At 63.2% G+C, this 17,252-nt stretch carries 23 protein-coding genes and 1 other RNA gene; 12 read left to right on the top strand and 12 right to left on the bottom strand.

What is annotated here, in order from left to right; all coding sequences use genetic code 11:
* Window positions 1-23: 23 nt before the first annotated feature.
* The gene (locus FJ426_RS23425) at window positions 24-863 is read right to left on the bottom strand and encodes a MoxR family ATPase (RefSeq protein WP_140560785.1); all 840 of its coding nucleotides are present in this window, start codon (window positions 861-863) and stop codon (window positions 24-26) included.
* 159 nt (window positions 864-1,022) lie between these two features.
* Between FJ426_RS23425 and ssrS the strand changes: the two genes are divergently transcribed.
* From ssrS to FJ426_RS23455, 6 genes are all read left to right on the top strand, one after another.
* Window positions 1,023-1,178, top strand: a non-coding RNA gene (gene ssrS, locus FJ426_RS23430) — 6S RNA.
* Window positions 1,179-1,273: 95 nt separating this feature from the next.
* Complete coding sequence (locus FJ426_RS23435) at window positions 1,274-1,861, top strand: 5-formyltetrahydrofolate cyclo-ligase (protein ID WP_140517540.1); 588 nt, start codon at window positions 1,274-1,276, stop codon at window positions 1,859-1,861.
* 61 nt (window positions 1,862-1,922) lie between these two features.
* A complete protein-coding gene (locus FJ426_RS23440) occupies window positions 1,923-2,747 on the top strand; it encodes a YmdB family metallophosphoesterase (RefSeq protein ID WP_140493122.1) in 825 nt (274 codons plus the stop codon).
* A 70-nt stretch (window positions 2,748-2,817) separates the two neighbouring features.
* Window positions 2,818-3,585 carry a TerC family protein gene (locus tag FJ426_RS23445; RefSeq protein ID WP_140517541.1) on the top strand — a complete coding sequence of 256 codons (768 nt, stop codon included), beginning with the start codon at window positions 2,818-2,820 and terminating at the stop codon, window positions 3,583-3,585.
* 80 nt (window positions 3,586-3,665) lie between these two features.
* Window positions 3,666-3,953, top strand: a complete 288-nt coding sequence (locus FJ426_RS23450; protein WP_140525035.1) for a BrnT family toxin — start codon at window positions 3,666-3,668, stop codon at window positions 3,951-3,953.
* Window positions 3,934-4,221: a BrnA antitoxin family protein gene (locus FJ426_RS23455; protein ID WP_140525036.1), complete on the top strand. Its 288-nt coding sequence runs from the start codon at window positions 3,934-3,936 to the stop codon at window positions 4,219-4,221. Before FJ426_RS23450 ends, FJ426_RS23455 begins: the two co-directional genes overlap by 20 nt.
* Window positions 4,222-4,227: 6 nt before the next feature.
* Here FJ426_RS23455 and FJ426_RS23460 read toward each other — a convergent pair whose 3' ends face one another.
* The 3 genes from FJ426_RS23460 to FJ426_RS23470 all read right to left on the bottom strand — a co-directional run bounded on the left by FJ426_RS23460 (window position 4,228) and on the right by FJ426_RS23470 (window position 5,803).
* The gene (locus FJ426_RS23460) at window positions 4,228-4,695 is read right to left on the bottom strand and encodes an SRPBCC family protein (RefSeq protein ID WP_140554908.1); all 468 of its coding nucleotides are present in this window, start codon (window positions 4,693-4,695) and stop codon (window positions 4,228-4,230) included.
* A gap of 218 nt (window positions 4,696-4,913) precedes the next feature.
* Complete coding sequence (locus FJ426_RS23465; RefSeq protein WP_224618075.1) at window positions 4,914-5,303, bottom strand: VOC family protein; 390 nt, start codon at window positions 5,301-5,303, stop codon at window positions 4,914-4,916.
* A 17-nt stretch (window positions 5,304-5,320) separates the two neighbouring features.
* Complete coding sequence (locus FJ426_RS23470) at window positions 5,321-5,803, bottom strand: SRPBCC domain-containing protein (RefSeq protein ID WP_140493137.1); 483 nt, start codon at window positions 5,801-5,803, stop codon at window positions 5,321-5,323.
* Between the two features lie 51 nt (window positions 5,804-5,854).
* Between FJ426_RS23470 and FJ426_RS23475 the strand changes: the two genes are divergently transcribed.
* The 3 genes from FJ426_RS23475 to FJ426_RS23485 all read left to right on the top strand — a co-directional run bounded on the left by FJ426_RS23475 (window position 5,855) and on the right by FJ426_RS23485 (window position 7,448).
* The gene (locus tag FJ426_RS23475) at window positions 5,855-6,178 is read left to right on the top strand and encodes a helix-turn-helix domain-containing protein (protein ID WP_140525038.1); all 324 of its coding nucleotides are present in this window, start codon (window positions 5,855-5,857) and stop codon (window positions 6,176-6,178) included.
* A gap of 211 nt (window positions 6,179-6,389) precedes the next feature.
* Window positions 6,390-7,139 carry a YebC/PmpR family DNA-binding transcriptional regulator gene (locus FJ426_RS23480; protein ID WP_140525039.1) on the top strand — a complete coding sequence of 250 codons (750 nt, stop codon included), beginning with the start codon at window positions 6,390-6,392 and terminating at the stop codon, window positions 7,137-7,139.
* 12 nt (window positions 7,140-7,151) lie between these two features.
* Window positions 7,152-7,448: a SelT/SelW/SelH family protein gene (locus FJ426_RS23485; protein WP_140493146.1), complete on the top strand. Its 297-nt coding sequence runs from the start codon at window positions 7,152-7,154 to the stop codon at window positions 7,446-7,448.
* Between the two features lie 21 nt (window positions 7,449-7,469).
* On the opposite strand, the gene FJ426_RS31490 is transcribed toward FJ426_RS23485, so the two are convergent.
* Window positions 7,470-7,631 (bottom strand): hypothetical protein, encoded by a 162-nt coding sequence (locus FJ426_RS31490; protein WP_181165385.1) that lies wholly within the window; start codon window positions 7,629-7,631, stop codon window positions 7,470-7,472.
* 63 nt (window positions 7,632-7,694) lie between these two features.
* Window positions 7,695-8,174, bottom strand: a complete 480-nt coding sequence (locus FJ426_RS23490) for a DUF1772 domain-containing protein (RefSeq protein ID WP_181170859.1) — start codon at window positions 8,172-8,174, stop codon at window positions 7,695-7,697.
* A gap of 222 nt (window positions 8,175-8,396) precedes the next feature.
* Between FJ426_RS23490 and FJ426_RS23495 the strand changes: the two genes are divergently transcribed.
* On the top strand, window positions 8,397-9,032 hold the full coding sequence (locus FJ426_RS23495; RefSeq protein ID WP_140554909.1) for a TetR/AcrR family transcriptional regulator: 636 nt from the start codon (window positions 8,397-8,399) through the stop codon (window positions 9,030-9,032).
* A 208-nt stretch (window positions 9,033-9,240) separates the two neighbouring features.
* Here the strand turns inward: FJ426_RS23495 and rpmE are convergent, their stop codons facing one another.
* A complete protein-coding gene (gene rpmE / locus FJ426_RS23500; protein WP_006327661.1) occupies window positions 9,241-9,462 on the bottom strand; it encodes a 50S ribosomal protein L31 in 222 nt (73 codons plus the stop codon).
* Between the two features lie 208 nt (window positions 9,463-9,670).
* Between rpmE and FJ426_RS23505 the strand changes: the two genes are divergently transcribed.
* On the top strand, window positions 9,671-11,470 hold the full coding sequence (locus FJ426_RS23505) for an ABC transporter transmembrane domain-containing protein (protein ID WP_140493152.1): 1,800 nt from the start codon (window positions 9,671-9,673) through the stop codon (window positions 11,468-11,470).
* Window positions 11,471-11,488: 18 nt separating this feature from the next.
* Here the strand turns inward: FJ426_RS23505 and FJ426_RS23510 are convergent, their stop codons facing one another.
* On the bottom strand, window positions 11,489-12,976 hold the full coding sequence (locus tag FJ426_RS23510) for a carboxypeptidase M32 (protein ID WP_140525040.1): 1,488 nt from the start codon (window positions 12,974-12,976) through the stop codon (window positions 11,489-11,491).
* 142 nt (window positions 12,977-13,118) lie between these two features.
* On the opposite strand from FJ426_RS23510, the gene FJ426_RS23515 reads away from it, so the two are divergent.
* Window positions 13,119-13,472 carry a DUF1304 domain-containing protein gene (locus FJ426_RS23515; RefSeq protein WP_140560786.1) on the top strand — a complete coding sequence of 118 codons (354 nt, stop codon included), beginning with the start codon at window positions 13,119-13,121 and terminating at the stop codon, window positions 13,470-13,472.
* Between the two features lie 77 nt (window positions 13,473-13,549).
* Here the strand turns inward: FJ426_RS23515 and FJ426_RS23520 are convergent, their stop codons facing one another.
* From FJ426_RS23520 to FJ426_RS23535, 4 genes are all read right to left on the bottom strand, one after another.
* A complete protein-coding gene (locus FJ426_RS23520) occupies window positions 13,550-13,975 on the bottom strand; it encodes a hypothetical protein (protein WP_140560787.1) in 426 nt (141 codons plus the stop codon).
* Between the two features lie 250 nt (window positions 13,976-14,225).
* Window positions 14,226-15,257 (bottom strand): peptidoglycan -binding protein, encoded by a 1,032-nt coding sequence (locus FJ426_RS23525; protein ID WP_140493164.1) that lies wholly within the window; start codon window positions 15,255-15,257, stop codon window positions 14,226-14,228.
* 1 nt (window position 15,258) lies between these two features.
* Window positions 15,259-16,284 (bottom strand): MotA/TolQ/ExbB proton channel family protein, encoded by a 1,026-nt coding sequence (locus tag FJ426_RS23530; RefSeq protein ID WP_140493167.1) that lies wholly within the window; start codon window positions 16,282-16,284, stop codon window positions 15,259-15,261.
* A 105-nt stretch (window positions 16,285-16,389) separates the two neighbouring features.
* Window positions 16,390-17,076, bottom strand: coding sequence for a hemolysin III family protein (locus tag FJ426_RS23535; protein WP_140560788.1), 687 nt, complete (start codon window positions 17,074-17,076; stop codon window positions 16,390-16,392).
* Between the last annotated feature and the right edge of the window lie 176 nt (window positions 17,077-17,252).

Here is a 17,252-nt window from a genome sequence, read left to right on the forward strand (position 1 = left end):
GCCTCAGGACGCCGAGCCGCTCGTCACCCTTGCCGTCTCGCCATGAAGGCCAGCCGTTCGAACAGATGCACGTCCTGCTCGTTCTTCAGCAGTGCGCCATGCAGCTTGGGCAGCGCGTTCTTCCGGTCGGCGCGCAGATCCTCGGGCGCGATGTCGTCGGCGACCAGCAGCCTTATCCAGTCGAGCGCCTCGGAGGTCGACGGCTTCTTCTTCAGTCCCGGCACGTCGCGGATTTCGTAGAACTGAGTGAGCGCCGCCCGCACCAGATTCTGCTTGATGCCGGGATAATGCACATCGACGATCCTGTGCAGCGTCTCGACGTCGGGAAAGCGGATGTAGTGGAAAAAGCAGCGACGCAGGAAGGCGTCGGGCAGTTCCTTCTCGTTGTTGGAGGTGATGATGACGATCGGCCTCACCGCGGCGCGGATCGTCTCGCCGGTCTCGTAGACGAAGAACTCCATCCGGTCGAGTTCCTGCAAGAGGTCGTTGGGAAATTCGATATCGGCCTTGTCGATCTCGTCGATCAGAAGCACAACCTTCTTGCCGGCGGCGAAGGCTTCCCACAATTTGCCGCGCTTGATGTAGTTCTTGATATCGTTGAACCTGGTATCGCCAAGTTGGCTGTCGCGCAGCCGCGACACTGCATCGTACTCGTAGAGGCCTTGCTGCGCCCGCGTCGTCGATTTGACGTGCCATTCCATGAGTTCCAGCCCGAGTGCCGCCGCCACTTGCCTGGCAAGCTCCGTCTTGCCGGTGCCGGGCTCACCTTTGACCAGCAAGGGCCGTTCCAGCGCGATCGCCGCGTTGACCGCCACCATCAGATCCTTGTCGGCGACGTAGGCCGCCGTGCCTTCGAAACGCATTTTTGCTCCTTGGTTCAGTACGGACGACCGTAAGGAGACGGCTTGGCCCATGCAAGGGTGGGTTGGCGGCGGCGAAGTGTGAAGCCGGCAGGGCAAGAGCGCCAACTCTCTGGCGCCAAGTCTCTGGCGCTTGGGAGGGCATCGGCCTATATTGGGGCTGACGGTCTGCGCTTCCCGGCAGGAGACACTTTTCCCCGGGGCCTTAACGATCCTTAGGGAGCTGTCCCTGGGAAGACCCGTGGGTTTTCTCACACGGCGCCCACCTACTTTGTAGGCACCCGGGATCGACTTCTCCACCGGTTGTGTGGATCGTCACTTATTCGCCACATCCACGTATTTCGTGGATCATGCGATGGAAAACGTCGCTCCCAAAACGTCCATTCAGGTCTGGCTTTTTCTAGCGTCTGCGCATGGCATCCTCAAAAGACCTGAAAAAACAGCTGCGCAAGGAAGCACTTGGCCGCCGCGACGCGCTCGATGAATTCTGGCGGGTGGAAGTCGCGCTCGATATGGCCGAAACCGCGCGCGACCAGCTTGCCATCGAGCCAGGCCAAATCGTGTCCGGCTTCTGGCCAATGCGCTCGGAAGTCGATGTCCGGCCGCTGATGTTCGCCTTGCGCGAAAAGGGCGCACGGCTCTGCCTTCCGGCGATCCTCGACAAGACGACCATCGTCTTTCGCGAATTGGTACGCGGCGCGCCGATGATCGATATGGGATTTGGCACCGTCGGGCCGCATGAGGAGGCCGAAGTTCTTGACCCCTCCGTCATGCTGGTGCCGCTCGCCGGCTTCGACGCGCGCGGCCACCGCATCGGTTACGGCGCGGGCTATTATGACCGTGCGATCGCCAAGCTTGTCGACAAGGGGCATGCGCCCCGGCTGATCGGCATTGCTTTCGACTGCCAGGAAGTGACGATGGTTCCCAATGAGGACCATGACGTCATCATCCCGGAAATACTCACCGAGAGCGGGTTGCGCCGGTTCGAGCCAGAATTGTAGATAGTTCTTTGGAACGCATGATCTTTGCCGAAAGTCATGCCACTTTTCGGGGTCAAGCGTGATGAGACTTCTCTTCCTCGGCGACATGGTCGGCAAGACAGGCCGCACGGCGGTGTGGGAGCAATTGCCGGGCCTGATCTCGGACTTCAAGCTCGATTTCGTCATCGTCAACGGCGAAAACGCGGCCGGCGGCTTCGGCATCACCGAGGAGATTTTTCGCGAGACCATCGCGGCCGGCGCCGATGTCGTCACCACCGGCAACCATGTCTGGGACCAGCGCGATGCGCTCGCCTTCGCGCCGCGCGAAGAGCGCTTCCTGCGCCCCTCCAATTTTCCCAAGGGTACGCCAGGGCGCGGCTCGGGCGTCTACATCGCCAGGAGCGGCGCGCGCGTGCTGGTCGCCAACATCATGGGCCGGGTGTTCATGCATCCCGAGCTCGACGATCCCTTCCAGGCTGGCGAGCGCGAGCTTGCCGCCTGTCCGCTCGGCGAGCAGGCGGATGCCGTGGTCATCGACTTCCACGCCGAGGCGACCTCCGAAAAAATGTGCTTCGCGCATTTCGTCGACGGTCGCGCCAGCCTCGTGGTCGGCACTCACACCCACCAGCCGACCGCCGATCACCATATCCTCAATGGCGGCACCGGCTACATTTCCGACGCGGGCATGTGCGGCGATTATGATTCGTCGCTCGGCATGGACAAGGAGGAGCCGCTCAACCGGTTCCTGTCGAAAGTGCCGAAGGGGCGTTTCGAGGCGGCGACCGGACCCGCGACCTTGTGCGGCGTCGGCGTTGATATTTCCGACCGCACGGGGCTGACCGAGAAGATCGCGCCGTTTCGCCGCGGGCCGCGGCTCGAGGAAACGGCGCCGTCCTTCTGGACGTGACATTGATATAGGGGCTCTCAATACCTAACTGCCGGCGACACTGCTCTAGATCGTAGAGGGGACGACCTCCATGCAGCTTATCGAGTTCCTGGCGCCGCACTTCGCCTTCGTGTCCGATCCCACCGCCTGGGTCGCGCTGTTGACCCTGGTGGTGCTCGAGATCGTGCTCGGCATCGACAACCTGATCTTCATCTCGATCCTGACCAACAAGCTGCCGGAAGCACAGCGAGCCCGCGCCCGCCGGCTCGGCATCTCGGCGGCGCTCGTCATGCGGCTGGTGCTGCTCGCCACCATCTCGATCATCGTCCAACTGACGGCGCCGGTCTTCACCGCCCTTGGCCACGGCTTTTCCTGGCGCGACCTGATCCTGATCGCCGGTGGCCTGTTCCTGGTGTGGAAGGCGACCAAGGAGATCCATCACACGGTCGACCCCGACGACCACCAGGACACGATGCTGGGCGAGACCGTGCAGATGAGCCTTGCCGGCGCCATCTTCCAGATACTGCTTCTCGACCTTGTCTTCTCCATCGATTCCATCATTACCGCCGTCGGCATGACCGACGAGATCGCCATCATGTACATCGCCGTCATCGTGGCGGTTACGGTGATGATGCTGGCGGCTACGCCGTTGGCGAACTTCATAGCCAGGAACCCGAGCATCGTCATGCTGGCGCTGGGCTTCCTGTTGATGATCGGCATGACGCTGATCGCCGACGGCATGGGCTACCATGTGCCCAAGGGTTATATCTACGCGGCGATGGGTTTTTCGGCGCTCGTCGAAGGCCTCAACATGCTGGCGCGGAACCGCAAGAAGGCGAAGTCCGGCGGCGGGCATTGAGCCTGACGACATGGCCAATGCCGAGTTCAGGCTGACTCTTACGAAATTGTACGTACAATATCGTAATCGATGGTGCTGCTTTGCGGTTCGAATGGGATGCTGAAAGAGCCAGGCGCAAACTTGCCAAGCTCGGCATCGGATTCGATCTCGCGCAGAAGGTGTTCGATGATCCGCTTTATCTCATCGTGCCCGACCGGTTTGAAGATGGTGAGCAGCGTTGGCACGCTATCGGGACGATCGATGCCGTAGTGGTCATGCTGGTTGTCCACACATATCCTGATCGCGAAGATGAAGGACGAGTTAGGATTGTTGGTGCCCGGAAAGCGACAGCGCATGAAAGGAGGCGCTATGAGCAAGAAGGACCTTAGTCAGGATCAGCGCAACCAGCTCGCCAAGCTGGCTGGTTTGCCTGACAGCGAAATTAATACTTCCGACATCCCAGAAGTTCCGGCGGAGAATTGGATTCATGCTCGTCGTGGACATCTTTACAGACCACTCAAGCAGCCAGTGACAATCAGACTCGATACTGACGTGCTATCGTGGTTCAAGGAGCATGTCGGGGGTGGTGGTTACCAGACCGAAATCAATCGTGTGCTCCGCCATCACGTGATCGAGCAGGAAAAGCGTAAAACCTGAGCCGGTTCAACTCCCCGGTGCGCCCTTCGGGTGACGGTCGCCGATCAGGCCTAGTGTCAGGCCTTGTTCGAGCCAGGCCTTGGCGCCGGCCAGAACGAGCGTGAAGCCGCCGGTTGAATCGACCGCCTGTTTCGCCTGTTCGTCGCCATTGCCGGCAAAGCCGAAATTGTGGACCTCCAGGAAGGTCGCGTCACCTGGCATTTCGGTGAAGGTCCAGATCACCGTGGTCGGCGGATCGCTCCATTGCATGACGATCTTTTCGTTGACGACGATCTCGCTGGCGACCACCGTCGTCGAGACGCCATACATGCGCCACTCCCATTGAACCGGCTTGCCGCCGTCCAGCCTGCCGCTGGAATGGGTGAACCAGAATTTCGTGGTGATCTCCGGGTCGACGATGGCCTCGAAAACGTCGGAGACCGGCCGCCGGATCAGCATGGCGGCTTCGGCCGTCGGTGTCTCGCGGATTTCCATAGCGTTCTCCCCTGCCGAACACGCCTTCACCAGGCGTCGGGCTCCCGCACCATGTGAACGATGTTGGCGGGGCTGGTGATCCAGAAACCACGGAAGCCCTCTCCCAGCGGCTCGATGACGTCGCATCGCTCGACGCCGGCCTTGGCGAGATGATCGGCGGCGCCCGGGAAATCCCCGGTGAACAGTCCCAGCCAGGATCTCGGCCTGGCCCGGTCCTGCTACGGCAGATTGATCTGCCAGGAAACGCCGAACCTGTCGTTCAGCCAGGCGAAACGGCGGCTGAAGCCGTAATTGCCGGTCGGCATCAGAAACGTGCCGTTTTTGGACAGGGCCTCGACGATGCGTTCCAGCTCTTCTTCGGTGGAACAGTCGACGAAGAGCGAGACCGACGGCGTGAAGGTGAAGGCGTGGTGCACAGGGCTGTTGAAGATCATGACCTCCGTGCCGCCGATGGATGCGCGGGCCAGCTTGACTGCCCCTTCGAGTCCGTCCTCGCCTGCACCGTAGCGCGTGAGGTCGAGGACACGGCTCTCCGGGATGGTTTCGCAATAGAAGGCCATGGCCTCCTCGGCCTTGCCTTCGAACATCAGGAACGGAGTTACTTTCACGGCAGGCCTCCCTTCGCTCAAATGTTGGTCTCGTTGGCAGGCTCGCCCTTCATCTCGCTGCGGTAGTAGCCTTCGCGCAAATTGATGCCGTGTTCGACATAGGCCTTCATGCAGGCCAGCATCTGCGACCAGCCCTCGCAATTGAGATAGGACTTCTTCAGGCCGACCGCGTCCTCGTGCCAGCCGGCCTCGGCGATGGTGACGAAGGTGCCGCCGTCGTCGAGCGGCTCGAAATTCATCTCGATGCGGGTCTTGTAGGCCGGCTTTCCCTCTTCGTCGGTGGCATCCCAGCGCAGCACGATGCGGCTGTCCCTGACGATTTCGTCGACTTCGACCGGCACCTTGCCCCACCACACGACATTGGCGCCCGGCACCAAGGGCGCGCTGGCACCGCCGATGGTGGTGAAATAGGAGCTGAGCTTCTTCGGATTGACGACCGCGTCGAAGACGTCGGCGACCGGTTTGCCGATGCGTCCTGAAACCCTGAAACCAAGAGACATATCCACAGTTCCTTCCTTGATTGATAGGAGCTTATGTTATAAAAAAATAACATGTCAAGCCGATCGCAAGACGACAATGTTTTCAAGGCGCTGGCGCATCCGCGCCGGCGCGAGATGCTGGATCTGCTGAAGGACGCGCCAAAGACGACCGGCATGCTGTGCGAGGCGTTTTCCGACATCGACCGCTGCACCGTCATGCTGCATCTCAAAGTGCTGGAAGAGGCCGATCTCATCGTGGCGCGGCGCGAGGGGCGCGAGCGCTGGAACAATCTCAATGCGCTGCCGATCAAGCAGATACACGACCGCTGGATCAGCCAGTACGCCGGCCATGCGCTTAGTATCATCGACCGGCTGAAGTCGGATCTGGAGGGGTGAACAGCCGTCACGGCTTTTGCCGTGCGTGGCAAAGCGCGGCGCGGCTGGACGAATTGAGCCGATTTATCTATAAGCCGGCCATTCCGACAAAGAGCGCCATACGTCCATTCGGACGCAGCAGGGACGTTCTGACATTTTGAATTCGAGCATTGCGGAAGGCGGGTCATGCATCTCGCCGCGCGATGCTCTAGCCGAACACGACAGGGGTGCCATGGCTGGCCATTCACAGTTCAAGAACATCATGCACCGCAAGGGCCGTCAGGACGCGGTGCGGTCGAAAATGTTTTCCAAGCTGGCGCGCGAAATCACCGTCGCGGCCAAGAGCGGGACCCCCGATCCGTCGATGAATCCGCGCCTGCGCCTTGCCGTGCAGAACGCCAAGGCGGTGTCGATGCCGAAGGACAACATCCAGCGCGCCATCAACAAGGCGTCGATGGGCGACGCCGAAAATTACGAAGCCGTGCGTTACGAGGGCTACGGTCCCGGCGGCGTCGCCGTAATCGTCGAGGCGCTGACCGACAATCGCAACCGCTCGGCTTCGAATGTGCGCGCCGCCTTCACCAAGGCCGGTGGGGCGATGGGCGAAACCGGCTCGGTGTCGTTCATGTGGGATCGGGTCGGCGAGATCTATTATCCAGCATCGGCCGGCAGCGCCGACAAGGTCATGGACGCGGCAATCGAAGCCGGCGCCGATGACGTGGAGTCGGATGAGGAAGGTCACACCATCTATTGCGCCTTCGAAAACCTCGGCGAGGTGTCGAAGGCACTCGAAGCCTCTCTCGGCGAGGCGGAATCGGTGAAGCCGATCTGGAAACCGCAGAACAATATTCCGGTCGATGAAGAACGCGCCCAGTCGCTGATGAAGCTGGTCGCCACGCTCGAGGACGACGATGACGTTCAAAGCGTCTACGCCAATTTCGAGGTCGACGAGGAGACTATGGCCAAGCTCAGCGCTGCGTGAGCAAAGCCTGACATGATCGAAAAACCGCTGCCCACCATCCGCATCACCTATTGCACGCAGTGCCAGTGGCTGCTGCGTGCCGGCTGGATGGCGCAGGAACTGCTATCGACATTCGGCACCGATCTGGGCGAGGTGACGCTGGTGCCCGGCACCGGCGGCGTCTTCACCATATCGTGCAACGAGGTGCTGGTCTGGGACCGCAAGCGCGACGGCGGCTTTCCGGATGCGGCAAAACTCAAGCAACTGGTGCGCGACGTCATCGACCCGGACCGCGATCTCGGTCATTCCGACCGCAAGGCGAAGAGCTGAGACTTCCGCAGAAGCCGGACGTCATTTTCCTCGCCTCTGCCCGAAAATCGCGCCGATCCCCGCGCCGATTGCTATGCCCATGCCGATGCCGACGGCAGGGTCATCCATCGCTGCGCCACAGACAGCGCCGAGGCCGATCCCCGCGGCAATGCCCAAGGCCATGGTGGAATACGGGTCGTTCACGGCGCTTCTCCCGATAAACACGCCTCGGTCGCCGCGATGCCGAACGCGGCGGACCGAGACACGTCAACGCGCGGCGAACCAGAAGGATGCCAGCGCGGCGATGGCGGTGATGGCGCGCACGTGGTTCCACATCACCCAGTCCCTGAGATAGGTGGTCCATACAGCAGCGCCGTTGCTGCTCGCCGGATCGACGGCGGCCAGCGCGTCGTTGAGCGGCACGTTGAAAACCATCGTCACGATCGGGTTGCCGACGAGATAGATGACTGCGCCGGCCAGCAGCCAGAAGGAGCCTGGCTGCTGCCAGCCGATGATGGCGCCGGCGATCAAGACAAGGCAGATCAGGCCGGTGCCGAACAAGGCGGTCATGAACATCGGCGTGATGACGGTGATGTTGATCGAGTTCATGGCGGCGATGCCGCCCGACGGAGGCAGGCGAGCCATTGCCGGCATGACGAAGTTGGAAAAAGCGAAGAACACGCCGCCAACAACGCCCGAGCCGATAGCGGCGATGAAGATGAGGCTGGGAAGTAGTTTCGCGATCATGTCAGTTGCTCCAGATGCCGGTTGCGGCGGTTTCAGCCGCAATGGGCAGAAAAGTTTTGCGGGATGGCCGGCCACCTGTTCGACGCCTTCAAATCAATTATCCCGTCTGCTTCTTTCAAAACATGAGAAATCCTCATATTTGCAAAACGTGATAAACCCCTCGTATTTTGCGAGTCAAGTCATTTCTGGGTGGCATTGCCGCCCGGCGTCTGTTGAAGAGCCATGGAAAAAACCGCCACGTCCCCACCGGAACAGGTCGCCACGCCACGCCGCGCGCCGAGCCAGCAGCGCAGCCGTGAACGGGTCGAGCGCATGCTCGCCGCCGCCTCGGCGCTGATTGCGGAGCAAGGCAGCGATGCCATGCGCATGGGCGAGGTGGCGGAGCGGGCTGGGGTGTCGATCGGCTCGCTCTACCAGTTCTTCCCCGACAAGCGGGCGATCGTCTGGGCGCTGGCCGAGCGCTACACCGCCGAAAGCCAGGCCTGCATTTCAGCCGCGCTCAAGGACGTCGGCGACGCCGAGGGCCTTCGGCGGGCGTTCTCGGAGCTGGTGGACATTTATTACCACCTGTTCCTGGCGGAGCCGGTGATGCGCGACATCTGGTCGGGCACGCAGGCCGACAAAGCGCTGCGCGAACTGGAGCTCGCCGACAGCCGTGCGAACGCCGAATTTCTCACTGCGACGCTCAAACGCCTGCGGCCCGATGCCGATGCCGTCGCGCTGGAGACGACGGCGTTTCTCGTCTGGCAGATGGGCGAGGCCGCCATGCGGCTGGCGATCTCGGTCGAGCGGAAGGAGGGCGACAGGCTGGTCGCCGCCTACAAGCGCATGGCGCTCAGGGAATTGCTTGCGGAATAGGATGCTCTCACCCGCCCCCTCGTGGGGAGGGTCGCTGCGAAGCAGCGGGGTGGGGGCAGCGCCGACCCACCCGACCTTCGGTCCGACCTCCCACACGGGACCGACAAGGGGGAGGTGGAGGCAAGCGCCAGCGTGAAGGGACGTGCATTGGCCAACAAAAAACCCGCCACGAGGACGGGTTCTCTGGTCAGCGAAAAGCTGATGGGGCCTAGAGGCCGAAACCTTCGAAGCGCTTCTTGAACTTCGACAGGCGGCCGCCGCGGTCGAGCAGGGTCTGCTGGCCGCCGGTCCAGGCCGGGTGCGTGGTCGGGTCGATGTCGAGGTTCATCGTATCGCCTTCCTTGCCCCAGGTCGAACGGGTCATGTACTCGGTGCCGTCGGTCATGACGACCTTGATGGTGTGGTAGTCGGGATGGATATCGGTCTTCATGGCTCGGTTCCTGGTTTGCCGGGTGCGGCTGACGGGCTGAAAGCCTGCGTCGATGCGCCCCTTTTTAAAACTCGAAGCCGCAGCTATTGAGGAGCCACGGCTTCTAAAACGGTCGGCGAGCCTATACATCAGCCGGAATTGAATCACAAGGCCGCGGCAAGCGCATATTGAGGCGTATAGCTGAAGGCGGCCAAGAGGAAAGACCAGGATGGCGCAAACCAGCAGCGCAGACGAGCGCCGGCGCTCGCTCAAGCCGCTCAGGCGCCTGTTTCCCTACATCGGCCGCTACCGCACATTGGTGGCGGGCGCCGTCATCTCGCTGATCGTCGCGGCGGTGACGACGCTGGCGCTGCCGCTGGCGGTACGGCGCATGATCGATCATGGGTTCACGCCGTCCGGTTCCTCCTTCATCGCCGAATATTTCGCCGCGCTGGTGGCGATGGCCGCGCTGCTGGCGGCGGCATCGGCGGGCCGCTACTATTTCGTCATCACGCTCGGCGAGCGCGTCGTCGCCGATATCAGGCGCGATGTCTTTGCCCATGTGACGAAACTGTCGCCGGCCTTCTTCGACACTGCCCAGTCGGGCGAGATCGTGTCGCGGCTCGCCGCCGACACCACGCAGGTCAAATCGGCGGTCGGGGCGACCGCTTCGGTGGCGCTGCGCAATGTCATCCTTGGCCTCGGCGCGGTCGCGATGATGGTTTTCACCAGCCCGAAACTGTCCGGGCTGGTCATCGCAGCCATTCCAATCATCGTGCTGCCGCTGGTCGCCTTCGGCCGCTCGGTGCGGCGCAAGTCAAGGCAGGCGCAGGACACGCTGGCCGATGCCACCGCCTATGCCAGCGAGCAGATCGGCGCGGTGCGCACATTGCAGGCCTTCACCAATGAGACGCTGGTCACCGGGCGTTTTTCGGGTGCCGTCGAGGCTGCCTTCGAAGCCGCGCGCGCCTCGATCTTCGCGCGCTCGTTCCTCACCTTCTTCGCCATCTTCACGATTTTCTCCTCGGTCGTGGCGGTGCTGTGGTTCGGCTCGCGCGACGTGCTCGACGGCAATCTGTCGCCGGGCACGCTAGGCCAGTTCCTGCTCTATTCGGTATTCGCCGCCGGTGCGCTCGGCGCGCTATCGGAGGTCTGGGGCGAATTGGCCCAGGCAGCAGGTGCCGCCGAACGGCTGACCGAAATCCTGGCCGAGGAGCCGGCGATCGTGGCGCCTGCCAATCCCAGGCCGCTGCCGGTGGCGAGCAAGGGAGCGATCAGCTTCGAGGCCGTGTCCTTTTCCTACCCGGCCCGGCCCGACCGCGCCGCCGTCCACGGCCTGAGCTTCTCGGTCAAGCCTGGCGAGACGGTGGCGATCGTCGGTCCCTCGGGAGCGGGCAAGAGCACGGTGTTCTCGCTGATCCTGCGCTTCTACGATCCGGAGACCGGCAGGATCCTGATCGACGGCGTCGACATCCGCGAAGCCGACCCCCTTTCGATACGGCAGCGCATCGCCATCGTGCCGCAGGACGTCACCATCTTCGCGGCCAGCGCGCGCGACAATATCGGCTTCGGCCGGCCGGGCGCCAGCGAGTCAGAGATCGAAGCGGCGGCAAAGGACGCGCTGGCCGACGAATTCATCCTCAAGCTCGAGAAGGGCTATGACAGCCAGGTCGGCGAGCGCGGCGTGACGCTGTCGGGCGGGCAACGCCAGCGGGTGGCGATCGCCCGCGCCATCCTGCGCGACGCGCCGATCCTGTTGCTCGACGAGGCGACCTCGGCACTCGACGCCGAAAGCGAGACGCTGGTGCAAATGGCGCTGGAGCGGCTGATGCGGGGCCGCACCACGATCGTCATCGCGCACCGCCTGGCGACGGTGCTGAAGGCCGACCGCATCCTGGTGATGGATGGCGGCCGCATCGTCGAGGAAGGCACGCATCAGAGCCTGGTGACCAAGGGCGGCATCTATGCCCGGCTGGCCAAGCTGCAGTTCGAGACCGGCGCCAGCGCCTTCAGGGGCGCGGCTGAGTAGCGGCGACGCTGGGCGTGCTCACGCGGCTCCATACCGTTTGCGCAGGTGGTCGGTGAAATAGACGGCATTGAGCTTTTCACCGGTGGCGCGTTCGAGCAGGTCGGGCGTCGACCAGCGCGATCCGTGCGACCATATGTTCTTGCGGCGCCAATCGTTGATGGCACCGAAATTCCCCATGGCAAGATCGTCATCGGCCGACGGATGCTCCCGCGTCAGCGCCGCCCATTGCTGCGCCGCCATTATCGCGCCCAGCGTGTAGGAGGGAAAGTAGCCAAAGGCGGCAGCAGGCCAATGCACGTCCTGCATCGGCCCGTCCGCGGGGTTGTCGATGGTTGAGAGGCCGAGATAGTCGCGCATCCTGGCGTCCCAGGCCTCGGGCAGTTCGGCCACCTCGAGCCTGCCGGAGACGAGCTCCTGCTCCAGTTCATAGCGCAGGATGACATGCAGCGGATACGTCACCTCGTCGGCATCGACACGGATCAGGCCGCGCTCGACATGGTGGACATGCGGCAGGATGTCGTCGAGCGACCAGATTTCGCCGAGATGCTTTTCCACGACCGGCAATGCCCAACGCCAGAAGGCGGGATTGCGCCCGATCTGCTTTTCAACGAACAGACTCTGGCTTTCATGCACGGCCATGCCGCGCGCCTTGCCGAGCGGCCAGTGCGACCAGGCCTTCGGCAGGTTCTGCTCGTAGAGTGCGTGGCCGGTCTCGTGCAGCACGCCCATCAGCGCCGACAAGAAATCGGAAGTCTTGTAGCGGGTGGTGATGCGCACGTCGCTCGGCACACCGCCACAGAACGGATGGTGCGACACCGACAGCGAGCCGTGCGTCAGGTCGAAGCCGACCGCCGCCATCATGGCAAGGCCGAGTTCACGCTGCCTGTCGATCGCGTAGCTGCCCGCAAGCGGCTTCAGCGGATGCTTGCGCAGCCGCGCTTCCTGCGCCGCCAGCGCTTCCGGCACGAACCCCTTGAGGAAAGCCTTCAAGTCGGCGAACACCGGGGTGATGTCGGCGGTGCGGTTGCCGGGGTCGTATTGCTCCATCAGCGCGTCGTAGGGGGCGAGGCCGAGGATGTCGGCGCGCAGGGCCGCCTCTTCGCGCACCAGCGCCACCACGCCTTCAAGCGCCGGCAGGAAGCCCGCCCAGTCGTTCTTGGCCCGCAGGTCGCGCCACAGCTGCTCGCAGCGCATGCGGGCGGTCGTCTGGCGTTCGACGAATTCGACCGGCAGGCAGGTCAGGTTGGTGTATTGCCGCCGCAGTTCGGCCAGCGCCGCCCGCTGTTCATCGTCAAGCGCCTCGCCTTCGGCGGCGGCGATCCAGTCCGCTATTTCCGGCGCGGTCGCCCTGGTGTGGTACATGCCGGCAAGTGCCGCCATGGCCTCGGCGCGCTTCTCGCCGCCACCGACGGCCATGTGGGTCGCTTCATCGGCGCCGAGGATGGCCAGCGCGTGCTCCAGGGCTTCGAGCTTGTGGCCGAGGTCATCGAGTTTTTGAAAGGACATGGCGGCTTCCGTGATTGGGAAGGGGCGAAAAGATACCAACGCCGGAGCGTTTGCAACCCTCACGCGCCATCCGGCAGATGCACCTTGCGCTGGCGAGCCGACGCGTGAAATGCTGCCCGACGATACATCACGAGGGAATACGATGATCGGCAACATCCTGGTCGGGCTGGTGGCCTTGATCCATGTCTATATCGTCTATCTGGAGATGGTGCTCTGGGACACGCCGCGCGGGCACAAGGCATTCCGGCTGACGCCGGAATTCGCCAGCGCCTCGAAGGTGCTTGCCGCCAATCAGGGTCTCTATAACGGCTTTCTCGCCGCCGGCCTGATCTGGGCCCTCTACCTCGGCACGGCCGGTTTCCAGGTCAAGGTTTTCTTCCTGCTCTGCGTGGCCGTTGCCGGGCTCTACGGGGCGGCAACGGTCGGTCGCAAGATCCTGTTCGTGCAGGCCGCGCCGGCAGCGGCCGCCCTGGCCGCGGTCTGGCTCGGCTGGTGAGGAAAAGAGGCGCCTGCGGGATTGGGTCCCGTAGACGCCAGGTGGTCCCTTCCTTTTGGGCCGCGATCAGAATGGCCTCAGCCGTTCGGATAGTTCCCGCCGTCGGCGCCGTCGCCCATCAGGAAACCGCTACCGATGTCGACCCTCAGCCGCTGGTCGACATTGTCGAGACGGCGCAGCAGGTCATGATATTGTGCGGCCGGTATCCTGCCGTGATCCGACGAGGCTATCTTCTCCGCCGCCTGACCTATGCGAGCGGTGCGCATCTCCAGGCGCTCCGCCGCGGCCGGGGTGATGTTGTTGGCCTGTCTGGCGGTGATTATGCCCTGATGCACGCCTTGAACCTGTTCAATGAGAGCCTCGACACGCGGGCCGGTCATGTCGGTCGGGTCGGTCGCGTCGAGCGCGCCCCTGTGGTGACCCGCGGCGTAGGCGCCGGCAAGCGGGGCGGCGACAAGAATCGCGGCAAGGGTTGCAGTCTTGAGAGATGCTGAAGAGCGCATGACGGCGCCTCCTTTTGCTGCGGAAAAGAACGGCTCTGCCGTTCCGCTTCCGGACGATGCGGGCCGTCCAGTTCCGTCGCGTCGCGATGGGAGGCATCGCCGGCGGTTCTCGGCCCTGCGCAGCACGCTAGGAGCGCTTTGCGGCGAAGTGTAATTAAAAAAAGATAATCTTTTCAGGCCTTGCCGGTGCACAACTGCGCCCTATAGTTGAGCCGGCGAACAAATTCGCGTGAGATCGCGTGATGATGGATCACCGTTCGGTGAGCTTCAGTTCGATCCGGCGGTTCTTGTTGCGCGCCTCTTCGGTGTCGGCGGGATCGAGCGGCTGGAACTCGCCGAAGCCGGCGGCGACCAGCCGGTTGGCCGGCACGCCGTTCTCGATCAGGAACTTCACCACGGAAGTGGAGCGCGCCGTCGACAGCTCCCAATTGTCGCGATACCGACCGGTGCCGGACAGCGGCTTGTTGTCGGTATGGCCGTCGACGCGCAGCACCCAGTTGATCTCCGGGGGAATCTCCTTCTGCAACTCGATGATGGCGTCGGCAAGTTTCTTCATCTCGACCTTGCCGGCATCGTTGATCACCTCCGAGCCGGTCGGAAACAACACTTCCGACTGGAAGACGAAGCGGTCGCCGACTATGCGGATGTTCTCGCGGTCGGCGAGGATTTCGCGCAGGCGGCCGAAGAAGTCGGAGCGGTAGCGGTTGAGTTCCTGCACGCGCTGCGCCAGCGCCACGTTGAGGCGGCGGCCAAGGTCGGCGATCTTGGTGTTGGAATCCCGGTCGCGGGCCTCGGAGACGTTGAGCGCGTCCTCGAGCGCGCCGATCTGCTTGCGCAAGGCCGCGATCTGCTGATTGAGGATCTCGACCTGGCTCAGCGCCTGCTGGCTGATCTGGCGCTGGCTGTCGAGCTCGCCCGTCAGCGCCGCCGCGCGCTGGTTGGCCGCATCACCGGCGCCCGCACCTTGCGCCAGCAGCTGCTGGAGCCGGCTCTTCTCCGCTTCGGCCGCCGACAGCGATGCCTGCAGATTGGCGAGCGAATCCTCCTTGTCCTGTGTCGTGGAACGCTCCAGCGCCAGAAGCTGCGTCAGTTCGTTGATCTGCGAATTGAGACGCGACAGCACGGCGTCCTTGCCGGAGATTTCGCGGCCGAGCAGGAACTGCGCCAGCACGAAGACGGTGAGCAGGAACATGATGGCCAGAAGCAGCGTCGACAACGCGTCGACGAAGCCCGGCCAATAGTCGATGCGGCGGTCGGCGCGCCGGCTCCTGGCGAGCGCCATGCTAGTGCACCCCGGTCTTCTTCAGGGCGTCGGCGATCTTTTCCAGCGTGTTGCGCATCGCCTTTTGTTCATCCGACTGTGCTTCGACCCAGTCGCGCATGATCTGCTGCTCGGAGCGCATGTTCTTGACCAGGCCGGAAATGCCGTCGGCGAGATTGGCCATGGCGGTGGCGACGCGCGGATTGGAGCCGCCGCCATTCTCCTGCATGCTGCGCAGCCGCTCCGACAGCAGGCGGATTTCATCGGAAGGCTCGGTCCGGACCGCGTCGGAGACGACGATGTCGGACGACAGGTCGGTGACCGAGGACAGCCAGTTCTCCAGTTCGGTGTAGAAGCGCGTCTGCGCGCGGCCGGCCTGCAGGTCGAGGAAACCGAGAACGAGCGAGCCGGACAGGCCGAACAGCGAGGACGAGAAGGCCGTGCCCATGCCGGCGAGCGGCGCCGACAGCCCTTGCTTCAGCGAATCCAGCACAGCGGCGGCATCGCCCGTGCCGGGATCGAGCGACTCGATGGTCTCGCGGATGGAGCCGATCGTGTTCAGCAGGCCCCAGAAGGTGCCGAGCAGGCCAAGGAATACCAGGAGGCCGACGAGGTAGCGCGAGGTGTCGCGGCTTTCATCGAGCCGCGTGGCGATGGAGTCGAGCATGGTGCGCATCGAGCTGGTCGAAAACGCCATGCTCGACGAGCGGCCGATCATCGCCTTCATCGGCGCCAGCAGCACCGGTTCGGTGATCTCGGAACCGGCGCGGAAGGAGTTGACCCAGCGCACTTCGCGAAACAGCCGCCCGACCTGGACGAAGGCCAAAAGGATGCCGACGGCAAGCACGCCGATGATCAGGCCGTTGAGCCCCGGATTGGTGACGAAGGCGGTCGAGATCTGCCGTGTCAGGATCGCTGCGATGAAGGCGACGATGGCCAGGAAGATGACCATGGTCAGGAGAAAGACCTGCGGGCTCGACAATTTGTGTGGGTCGTAGATCAGCACGTCGGAGCGCCTGCCCATGCCGAAGGATCTGAGAAAAGCCATCCGTGCCCCGTTTCCGATGCCGCTGCCGCCGATCACGTCGTCGGCGACTCTAAACGGAATTGTGACCAAATTGAATGGTGCTTGGCAATATTGCCGCCAGCAGTTTCAGAGACGGTTGATGACCAGGCAATCGACCATCGCCGCCAGATGCAGGCCTGCGCCGGTGACCACGAAACCATGCCACAGCGCGTTGTGGAAGCGCAGCCCCTTCCAGGCGAAGAAGATCACGCCGCAGGAATAGACGACGCCGCCGGCGACGATGAGCACGATCGCCGTCGTCGGCAAGGTAGCGACGAGCGGCTCGACCAGGACGATGCCGCTCCAGCCGATGGCGAGATAGAAGACGATCGCCAGCCGGTCGAAGCGGCCGGGGAAAAACACCTTTATGGCGATGCCGATAATGGCCGCGGTCCAGACCAGGACGATCATCCAGCCGGCCGGCGCCGAGCCGTCGAGCTGCGCGAGAAAGGGCGTGTAGGTGGCGGCGATGAGCAGATAGATCGCAGCGTGGTCGAAACGCCGCAAAATCCATTTCACCGGCGAAGTCACCGGCCATAGATTGTAGGTCAGCGACACCGAGAGCACGGTGAGCAGCGACACGACATAGAAGGCGGCGGCGATGTATTCGCCCGGTCCGACCCGAAAGGCGGCCAGCGCCAGCAGCGCCGAACCGGCCGCGATCGCCAGCACGATGCCGACGGCATGGACGATGCCGTCGGCGATCATCTCGGCACGCGAATAGTGCCATCGTCCGACAAAGGGGATCTCGATCTGCGGCGGCGTCTTGATCATCATCGTCCTGCGTCAACCCTATCTGGGCAAGCGCCGGACAGTATTTCAAGCTTTGTTTGCGGTTTTGCGACTGCGGCGCTTCAGCGCGGCGGGGATTTGACATTACTCCGCGCTTATTCCTGCTTCAGCGGGCAGCGAGCGGCTTTTTCACGGCCTTCAGGAGGGCGCGCTGGATG

This window comes from Mesorhizobium sp. B2-6-4 (assembly GCF_006441495.1).
In the GTDB taxonomy this organism is placed as follows: Bacteria; Pseudomonadota; Alphaproteobacteria; order Rhizobiales; family Rhizobiaceae; genus Mesorhizobium.

Coding starts and splice junctions, on each gene's coding strand:
- FJ426_RS23425 (WP_140560785.1), bottom strand. CDS start 863: ATGCGTTTCGAAGGCACGGCGGCCTACGTCGCCGACAAGGATCTGATG.
- FJ426_RS23435 (WP_140517540.1), top strand. CDS start 1,274: ATGGCATCCTCAAAAGACCTGAAAAAACAGCTGCGCAAGGAAGCACTT.
- FJ426_RS23440 (WP_140493122.1), top strand. CDS start 1,923: ATGAGACTTCTCTTCCTCGGCGACATGGTCGGCAAGACAGGCCGCACG.
- FJ426_RS23445 (WP_140517541.1), top strand. CDS start 2,818: ATGCAGCTTATCGAGTTCCTGGCGCCGCACTTCGCCTTCGTGTCCGAT.
- FJ426_RS23455 (WP_140525036.1), top strand. CDS start 3,934: ATGAGCAAGAAGGACCTTAGTCAGGATCAGCGCAACCAGCTCGCCAAG.
- FJ426_RS23460 (WP_140554908.1), bottom strand. CDS start 4,695: ATGGAAATCCGCGAGACACCGACGGCCGAAGCCGCCATGCTGATCCGG.
- FJ426_RS23470 (WP_140493137.1), bottom strand. CDS start 5,803: ATGTCTCTTGGTTTCAGGGTTTCAGGACGCATCGGCAAACCGGTCGCC.
- FJ426_RS23475 (WP_140525038.1), top strand. CDS start 5,855: ATGTCAAGCCGATCGCAAGACGACAATGTTTTCAAGGCGCTGGCGCAT.
- FJ426_RS23480 (WP_140525039.1), top strand. CDS start 6,390: ATGGCTGGCCATTCACAGTTCAAGAACATCATGCACCGCAAGGGCCGT.
- FJ426_RS23485 (WP_140493146.1), top strand. CDS start 7,152: ATGATCGAAAAACCGCTGCCCACCATCCGCATCACCTATTGCACGCAG.
- FJ426_RS23490 (WP_181170859.1), bottom strand. CDS start 8,174: ATGATCGCGAAACTACTTCCCAGCCTCATCTTCATCGCCGCTATCGGC.
- FJ426_RS23495 (WP_140554909.1), top strand. CDS start 8,397: ATGGAAAAAACCGCCACGTCCCCACCGGAACAGGTCGCCACGCCACGC.
- rpmE (WP_006327661.1), bottom strand. CDS start 9,462: ATGAAGACCGATATCCATCCCGACTACCACACCATCAAGGTCGTCATG.
- FJ426_RS23505 (WP_140493152.1), top strand. CDS start 9,671: ATGGCGCAAACCAGCAGCGCAGACGAGCGCCGGCGCTCGCTCAAGCCG.
- FJ426_RS23510 (WP_140525040.1), bottom strand. CDS start 12,976: ATGTCCTTTCAAAAACTCGATGACCTCGGCCACAAGCTCGAAGCCCTG.
- FJ426_RS23515 (WP_140560786.1), top strand. CDS start 13,119: ATGATCGGCAACATCCTGGTCGGGCTGGTGGCCTTGATCCATGTCTAT.
- FJ426_RS23520 (WP_140560787.1), bottom strand. CDS start 13,975: ATGCGCTCTTCAGCATCTCTCAAGACTGCAACCCTTGCCGCGATTCTT.
- FJ426_RS23525 (WP_140493164.1), bottom strand. CDS start 15,257: ATGGCGCTCGCCAGGAGCCGGCGCGCCGACCGCCGCATCGACTATTGG.
- FJ426_RS23530 (WP_140493167.1), bottom strand. CDS start 16,284: ATGGCTTTTCTCAGATCCTTCGGCATGGGCAGGCGCTCCGACGTGCTG.
- FJ426_RS23535 (WP_140560788.1), bottom strand. CDS start 17,076: ATGATCAAGACGCCGCCGCAGATCGAGATCCCCTTTGTCGGACGATGG.